The organism is Nonomuraea candida, from assembly GCF_000725485.1.
In the GTDB taxonomy this organism is placed as follows: Bacteria; Actinomycetota; Actinomycetes; order Streptosporangiales; family Streptosporangiaceae; genus Nonomuraea; species Nonomuraea candida.
In genome coordinates this window covers 74,939-82,778 of the sequence record NZ_JOAG01000038.1, presented here as the reverse complement: position 1 = coordinate 82,778, position 7,840 = coordinate 74,939, and the positions used below count along the sequence as shown (strand labels likewise).

General features: G+C 68.6%; 7 protein-coding genes. 3 read left to right on the top strand and 4 right to left on the bottom strand.

The genetic code is table 11. The annotated features are described in order from the left end of the window. From IO39_RS32160 to IO39_RS32145, 4 genes are all read right to left on the bottom strand, one after another. On the bottom strand, nt 1–979 hold a 979-nt coding region (locus IO39_RS32160), incomplete at its 3' end, for an IS256 family transposase (protein ID WP_439331493.1). Between the two features lie 207 nt (nt 980–1,186). Further along, entirely contained in the window at nt 1,187–1,891 is a 705-nt protein-coding gene (locus tag IO39_RS32155) for a cysteine--tRNA ligase (RefSeq protein WP_157549153.1), read from the bottom strand. 297 nt (nt 1,892–2,188) lie between these two features. Further along, a complete protein-coding gene (locus IO39_RS32150; protein ID WP_043630884.1) occupies nt 2,189–3,247 on the bottom strand; it encodes a hypothetical protein in 1,059 nt (352 codons plus the stop codon). Between the two features lie 121 nt (nt 3,248–3,368). Beyond that, a complete protein-coding gene (locus tag IO39_RS32145) occupies nt 3,369–4,631 on the bottom strand; it encodes a chymotrypsin family serine protease (protein WP_157549151.1) in 1,263 nt (420 codons plus the stop codon). A gap of 356 nt (nt 4,632–4,987) precedes the next feature. Between IO39_RS32145 and IO39_RS32140 the strand changes: the two genes are divergently transcribed. The 3 genes from IO39_RS32140 (at nt 4,988) to IO39_RS32130 (ending at nt 7,745) form a co-directional block, all read left to right on the top strand. Continuing rightward, complete coding sequence (locus IO39_RS32140; protein WP_245642424.1) at nt 4,988–5,392, top strand: ArsR/SmtB family transcription factor; 405 nt, start codon at nt 4,988–4,990, stop codon at nt 5,390–5,392. Then, nucleotides 5,389–5,637: a hypothetical protein gene (locus tag IO39_RS32135; protein ID WP_084773841.1), complete on the top strand. Its 249-nt coding sequence runs from the start codon at nt 5,389–5,391 to the stop codon at nt 5,635–5,637. The genes IO39_RS32140 and IO39_RS32135 overlap by 4 nt, the downstream gene beginning before the upstream one ends. Before the next feature lie 125 nt (nt 5,638–5,762). Then, nucleotides 5,763–7,745 carry a serine hydrolase domain-containing protein gene (locus IO39_RS32130; RefSeq protein WP_052423632.1) on the top strand — a complete coding sequence of 661 codons (1,983 nt, stop codon included), beginning with the start codon at nt 5,763–5,765 and terminating at the stop codon, nt 7,743–7,745. Nucleotides 7,746–7,840: the final 95 nt, after the last annotated feature.

Below are 7,840 nucleotides of genomic sequence, written 5' to 3'. Positions count from 1 at the left end.
CCACCGCTACGCCTCGGCCGCCGCCCTCCTCGCCTCGACCGACCCACCACACGAGCATGCCGACCCAGGAAAACCAGCATGTTGATTTTTGGCAGCCACGGTGAACGACGCAGGTCTGCACGGTGGTGTGCGGGAAGGCGTGGTGGATGGCGTCTTCGAAGCCGTTCAGGCCGTCGGTGCAGGCGATGAGGATGTCGCGCACGCCGCGGTTTTTCAGGTCGGTCATCACCGAGGTCCAGAACCGGGCGGACTCCCCGGCGGTGGCATGGTCGAGCGGGGTCTTGGCCAGCCAGATGCCCAGCACGTGCTTTTCGCCGTCGGTGTCGATGCCGACCGCGAGGTAGGCGGGCTTGGCCTGGACGCTGTGGTTGTCGCGGACTTTGACCACGATGGCGTCCAGGAACACCACCGGGTAGACGGCCTCCAGAGGCCGTGCCTGCCAGGCGCGGACCTCCTCCAGCACGGCGTCGGTGATGTTGGAGATCGCCTCGTGACTGAGTTCGACCTCATAAATCTGGCGCAGGTGGTGCTGGATGTCGCGGACGCTCATGCCGTGCGCGTAAAGGCTGATGATCATGTCGTCCAGGCCGCCGGAGACGCGGCCGGCCCGCTTGGGCACCAGCACCGGCTCGAAGGTGCCGGCCCGGTCGCGGGGCACGGCCAGTCGCACCGGCCCGACCCCGGTTTGCACGGTTTTGCCGATCTTGCCGTTGCGGGAGTTGCCGCTGCCGTGGCCGGCCGGATCGTGCTTGCCATAGCCCAGGTGGGTGGACAGTTCGGCCTCCAGGGCGCGTTCCAGCACCGCTTTGACCAGCTCGCCGAGCATCGATCCCTCACCGGTCAGCCGCAGCCCGCCCGCACCGTCCTTCGAGCGCTCCAGCAGCAGGTCCAGCACGTGATCGCCGAGCAGGTCCCGCAGCGGCACCTCGCCGTCACGATGGGGGGATTTTCCCCCGCCATGATGAGCAGATGCCCCCAGCAGCGCCGATGCGTCATCGTGCTGGTCTTGCCCCACCGCGGCCAGCGCGGTTCTTCCCCGTGTCGTGGACATGATCGTGTTCTCCCCCGAGATGGTAAATGATCGTTGCAGACTTCCGTCTACGTTTGGTGATCATTTCCACACCTGGAGTGATACCCCCGACGCGGCCTCCGCGTCGCGACGTCCTTCCAACCGGCGGCCTTCAGGTTACACGAGGGGCGTTTCGTTTCCTCGCAGTGGCTTGAACAGGTATGCCGTGGCTGCCAAGATGGCCCGTTCGTTGCTGGAGAGCCTGCCTCGACGCAGCGCCGCGTACAGCGCGTGGAGCGCACGGGTTGTGTGGAGATCATCGCTGATGGCCTGGTCCACGAGGGTGAGGTGGCGCCCTCCCGGGCTGGAAGCGCGCATCAGCCCAAGGGCTTTGGCATAGAAGTGTGCCCCGGGCAGGGGCTCCGCTTGTTCGACAAGGTATTCGAAGCGGCGTCGGGTGATGCGCGCGTCGCTGAAGCAAGAGCCGCTGTGAAGGCCGCCACACCAGAAACCACGTGGGCGCCGGTAGTGTCCAGCCGACAGCATGGCGAAGCGGAAGTCCTCGGTGAGCCCATTCCGCGAGAGCATGGCCAGGGTGGGATTGTGGTGTTCGTGATGTCGTATGAACATACATGGGCCGCCGGCGAGGGTGGGGCCGACCAGCACGTGACATAGCAGGCCGTGGGGTTCCCCACGCGCCCGGGAGTTCTCGTCCGAACTCAGCACGTCGATGCACGAACTGTTTCTCCTTGCCGCCGCAGGACAGTTCGCGTCCCCAGGTCCACCCCTGAAGGGCTTGCCCTGGGTCTGGACCTGGTATCCCTTCCAGACCAGCAAGCGGCACAACATCTCCGCGAACACGATCCCGCGTTCGTCGTCCACCGAGTGGAGTCCCCCGGCCTCGCGGGGAGTGAAACGCACCACGATCGGCCCATAGGCCGGGGGTGGAAGCCACACTTCTCGCCGCTGCCGCGCATCCAACAAGCGGACCGGTGCTCCATGATCGCTTACGCTGCTCATATCATTTCGGGCTTTCGCCATATCAGACCTCGGCGAGAGAAACCCAGGAATGGACAGCCCGCCAGTCCGCGAGTTCAATCTTGCTCAAAGTCACCGATTGCACCACAAGCCGATCCTGCCAGTCGCCTCGCCAGCGAGCTATAAGTTCGAAAACAGGCACTACGACGTTGGGCGGTAGTCGGTGGCGCGGAAGACGGCCAGCATGTCGTCGGTGCGGCCGCCCGAGGGAGAGAAGGACGCCTCCACGCCGACCCAGCCGCGGAACGCGCCGGTGTCATCGATGATCTGCAGCATCGGCTTGACGTGGGAGTTGCCGGAGTAGCACAGGACCGAGTCCGGCCCCGTTCCGGCCTTGACGCCCTGGTCCCTGGCCAGGCAGGTGCACCAGTGCCACCACGTGTCGCGCCGGTCGCCGCTGGAGACCTGCTGGATGTGGTGCTGGATCGAGGTGTCCCCGTCGGGGCCGCCGGTGTGCGGGCAGCCCCCGTCCTTCTGGCAGGCGTTCGGGCTGGACGGTTGCAGGCGGGCCAGGCACCAGGTCGTCGCGTCGCAGGTGCGGTACTCGCCGAGGTCGAACGTCCCGCCGGAGGCCGGCGAGGGCTTCACCCCGGCGGCGCTCCAGCTGGTGTAGTCGTGCTTCAGCGTGATCGCGGTTTCGGCGAGGGTGCTCATCGCCCGGCGCCGGGTCAGCGCCGCGTTGCTGCCGTAGGCGTAGCCGTAGCGCGCGAGGGTGTTGAACGTGAGGTCCAGCCGTGACAGGCCGCCGCCGGGGGCGACGGCGATCCGCCACCGCTCGCTCCAGGCCTGGCTGACGTCCCAGGTGATGTGCACCTGGTCGCCGCTGACGGAGAAGGAGCCGGTCCGGCTCTCCTGGGGAGCGCCCAGGAAGCCGCCCGCGGTCTGCACGGCGCAGCGGCGCGCCTTGGTCTGGCCGGCCTTCGGGTCGGTGGTGGTGCAGGTGTTCCCTGGGGTGGTGCCGGTGCTCTGGCGGGCGGCCGGGTGACGCTGCCACCACAGGTAGGTGCGTGCCCGGACGGTGCCGTCGGGGGAGAACTGGTAGGTGCCCAGCCGTACCCAGTTGTCATGGGAGCCGGCGGCCAGCGAGCCGAGCGCGACGACATAGTTGGCCTTGCCGCCGGGCAGCGCCACGGCTGCTTGCGCGGGGGTGGTGAGGAACGAGATCAGGAGCAGGGACGGCAGAAGCAGGCGTAGGAGCACATGACCTCCATGGACGAGGTTTCCGAGCCGGCCACCCCGGGTGCCCGGCGAGGCTTTCGGTGTGCGCCGGGCACTGAGCGCCCGGCCCCCGCCGGGAGCGCGGGCGCCTTGTGACGGTGGGTCAGGACGTCGTGACGACCTGGGCGTCGAACAGTTGCTGGGCATAGGAGATCGAGGTGTAGTACATCTTGCAGTCGCCCGGCCCCCCGGACACGCCCGAAAGCACCCCGGAGGCGCGCACGCCTCCCGTCACCGGCTTGTAGACGGCGCCGCCCGAATCACCCCTCCACGGGCACGCGCCGACGCTTTCCGCCTTGACCAGCGGGGTCATGATCCCGCCCTCTTCATTCTCCGCCGACACGAAGTTGTCCGTGACCGTGTAGCCGCAGCTCGTGCCGGTCCTCGCTCCGCTCACGCACATGGAGTCGCCGATCGCCGGAAGGCTCGTCTGGGTCGAGACGACGGCGGCGGACGTCGTGCCGTCGGGGCCACCGGTGTAGATCCGCGCCTGGTTGCCGTTCACCCTGATCAGCGAGATGTCCCCGTACTGCCGGCCATCGATGGTGCAGCTGCTCCCCGCCGATCCGCACAGCGAGTTCTGGTAGCCCTTGCTCGTGCCGATGACGTTGCTCCAGCTCGTCTTGCCGGTGTTCATCGTGGCCACGTCCAGCTTGTAGGGGTGGTTGCAGTGCCCGGCCGTCACCAGGAAGTGCTTGGATCCGTCCGGACGCTTCATCGGGAACGAGGTGGAGCAGTGCAGGTTGCCCGTGCGAGGGGGCGCCCAGGCCGACCCGCCCCAGTACGGGTATCGGTCGCGGTAGCGGCTGGGCCCGTCCAGGAGCTTCACCGGCGCCATCTGCCGCACGGTGACGACGTCACCGTAGTCCGCCGCCAAGGCCGCCCTGGCTTCGTCGGTGACCGTCTCCAGCCCGACGATGAGACCGTTGCGCTTCCAGTCCATGGCGGTGCTCACGATGTTCACCGACGCGATCGTGTCCCGCTGCATGATCGTGTCGGAGAGCCGGGCCAGGTCGGCGAAGCTCCGTTCGACCTGCACGACTGTTCCGCCGGAGCCCGCCTTGGCCCATGCGTCCTTGCGGGTGCGGTCCGAGGCGCCGCCGGGAACGGCGGTGACCACCCGTCCGGCCGCCGCGTCGTACCAGGCGCCGGCCCACTGGGTGGGCTCGGCCAGCACCGCGTGATTGACCGTCTCCATCGCCTCGATCGCGGACTCCGGCAGGGAGACCGCGGGGGCCGCCTCCGCCAGGGGAGCCAGCGGGCGCTCCGAGCTGGGACCTGCGGCGGCGACCCCGGTCGTGCTCAGGCTCACGGCCGTCACGGCCACCGCCAGCATGAGCACTCGCTTGCCACGAGGAAATCTCACTCGCATTCCTTTCTTGTGGAAGGTGCTGCGAGCGTGGCATAAGAGGCAAGCAAGACAATAGGCACAGATGCGAACATGGCGGAATAGGTGGGATTTGTGGCGCATTAAGGAATGCGGAGATGTGATCTCCATCCCTTATGTTTGTGCGCACGCCATTCTCGAAGCCCAGCCACCCTTCTCCGTGCAATCGTCGTGGTGATCAGGCCGGACCCGGCGCCGGCCTCCAGGATGCTGCGCCCTGCGTCGCCGAGCGACCAGGGGGATGAATCGGCCATCGGCGGACATACCGCTCAGATCACCCGAGTTGACGGTGCGACTTTCACCTGTAAGACTCAGCTAACAGGTGAAAGGATGTTGTGCTGACCAGTGAAGAGCTGCTTCAGCTGCTCGCCGCTGTCGGGCATCCGCTGCGGCTGCGGATCCTCGCCGAGCTGGCCGGCGGCCGCGTGCATGTGAGCGAGCTGGCCCGCCGCGTCGGCGTGTCACGCCCGTTGCTCTACATGCATCTGGAGCGGATGGAGAAGGCGGGGCTGGTGCGAGGGCGGCTGGAGCTGGCGGCCGACGGCAAGGCGATGAAGTACATCGAGCTGCTGCCCTTCGAGCTCACCTTGACCATCGACACCGTCCTCGCCGCCCTGCGCGCGGACGACGAAGCGGACGACGAAGCTGACCACAAAGCTGACGACGCAGCGGGCGATACGGCGGGCGACGCAGCGGGCGGCGAGGAAGGACCCCACGACGTGCAGGAGACCCAGCAGTGATCGACATCAAGGACATCGTGATCCCCATCGCGGTCGTGCTGATTCTGTTCGGTGCCATCGCGGCCTGCGTGGCGGTCTACTTCCGGTTCGAGCGGCACCGCACCGACGTCCTCGCCGCCGAGCTGGCCAGGCATCGGGAGCTGGCCGAGCGGGCCGTGCAGCAGCAGGAGGGAGTGCAGGCGAAGCTCGCCGAGCTGTCCGAGAGGGTGGCGTCGGTGGAGTCGATCCTGCGCAGCGTGGATTGACCACCGAGTGACAAGAGGTCCGGGAGCGAGCTGCAACTCGCCCCCGGACGGCGGAAACCGCACGACCACGCCTGAACGGCGTGCCTTTGACGCGTACGTACTTCCAAGAGAAAGGAGAGCAGCTCATGCTGCTCCTACGCAAACCCATCCCCTGGCGCGCCCTGACGCGCGCACTGTTCGTGGCGACGTCCTTGCTGTACGTGGTGACGCCGGCATCGGCAGCAGCGGCAGCGTCGCCGGCCTCGCCCGCATCGGCGGAATCGTCCGTCGAGGCGTTCGCCGACGACTTCGTGCCACGGCAGTTGAAGAAGCACCAGGTGCCGGGCGCGGCGGTCGCCGTGGTGGCCGGTGGCCGCCAGGTGCTCGCGAAGGGCTACGGCGTCGCCGAGGTGGAGTCGGGACGCCCCGTGGACGCCGGGCGCACCGTCTTCGCCCCCGCCTCGGTAGCCAAGCTCATCACCGCCACCGCCGTGCTGCAGCTCGTCGAGCAGGGCCGGATCGACCTCGACACGGACGTCAACGAGTACCTCACCAAGTTCAAGATCGACGACAGCTACCCCGGCCGGCCTGTCACCATGGCCCACCTGCTCACCCACAGCGCCGGTTTCGCGGGCGGCGACTTCGGCACCGGCGCGGCGACCCCGCGTGACGTGCACGAGCTCGGCTCCCACCTCGCCGACCACCAGCCGAGCCGGATCCGGCCGCCGGGCACCAGGGCGGTCTACTCCAACTACGGGATGGGCCTGGCCGGCTACCTGGTCGAGGTCCGCTCCGGCCTGCCCTTCCATGAGTACGTCCAGCGGCACATCTTCCGCCCGCTGGGCATGACCCACACCACCATGGCCCAGCCGGGACCCGCCGACCAGCCCCTCACGCCCGGCTACCGGCTGCGGGACGGCCGCCAGGTCAGGGCGGAAGGCGCCGAGTACGGGCACATGCCTCCGCACGGCGCCGGGTTCCGCTCGACGGCCACCGACATGGCCGCCTTCATGCTGGCCCAGCTCGACGGCGGCGGCGCGATACTCAAGCCGGAGAGCGTCCGCCTGATGCAGAGCCGCCGGTTCGGCAACGCCGAGGGCACCGCCGGCATGGGCTACGGCTTCCAGGAGTACACCAGGAACGGCCGCCGCCTCCTCGTCCACCGGGCCAACATCCCCGGCTACTTCGCCATCATGGCGCTGGTCCCCGAGCGCCGCATCGGCATCTACGCCTCCTACAACGGCAGCGGCAAGGGCGGCGCGGACTCCACCTGGGACCTGGTCAACGCCTTCGCCGACCGCTTCGCACCCGCCGCCGCCCCCGCCACGGTCGCGGCCGGGTCGCCGGACAAGCTGCCGGACATCGGCCGGTACGCCGGCAGCTACCGAACGGTCCTGGCCGGGGACATGACCGACCTCGGCAAGCTCACCTCCCTCATGAGCGTCGTGACCGTGACCGCAGGCTCGGACGGCATCCTGACGACCACCGGAGCGGTCGCGCTCGGCGCCGCGGAGAGCAGGCAGTGGACGCAGATCGCGCCCGGTCTCTTCCGCGAGAAGAACGGTTACCGCACCATCCGGTTCGGCGACGACGGCCTGCTGGCCACCGAGAATCCCGTGGGGCCGCTGGAGCGGTTGGCCTGGTACCAGTCGCCCACGCTGCACCTGGTCACGCTCGGCGTCAGCCTGGCCGTGCTGGTGCTGTCCACGCTGGCCTGGCCTGTCACGCTCGCCGTCCGGTGGGTCCGCCGCCGGCCCGCTCGGCGGCTTCAGCCGGTTGACGGGTCCCTGCTGGGCAGGCTGCCGGGCCGGCGCGCGCCCCGGTGGGCCGGGCTGCCGGGGTGGATGACGGCGGCGCTGGTCACGGCGTCCGCCGGGTCGCTCGTCATGCTGTTCGCCAATTTCGACGACAACCAGGCCGACTTCTTCCTCGGCGGCAGCCCGCTGTTCACCATCATCGCCACGCTGCCGGTGCTCGCCGCCGTCGCGGGTGTCGCCGCTCTGGTCACCGTGCTGCTCGCCTGGCGTCACCGCTGGTGGACCCTGGTCGGACGCCTCCACCAGTCGGCGGTCGCCCTCGCCGCGGCGGCCTACCTGTCCGTCGCGATCTTCTACAACGTGCTCGGCTGACCACCCCTGCCGCCTTGTGACGGCATGATCTCTTACCGTTGGACCACAACGACATACGAGGAAGGCCCGTGCCGCTCTCGGATCCCTGTGCGCTC

What these genes read in the sequence shown, in the direction of transcription:
- IO39_RS32130 (WP_052423632.1), top strand. Translation starts at nt 5,763, where the DNA reads ATGCTGCTCCTACGCAAACCCATCCCCTGGCGCGCCCTGACGCGCGCA.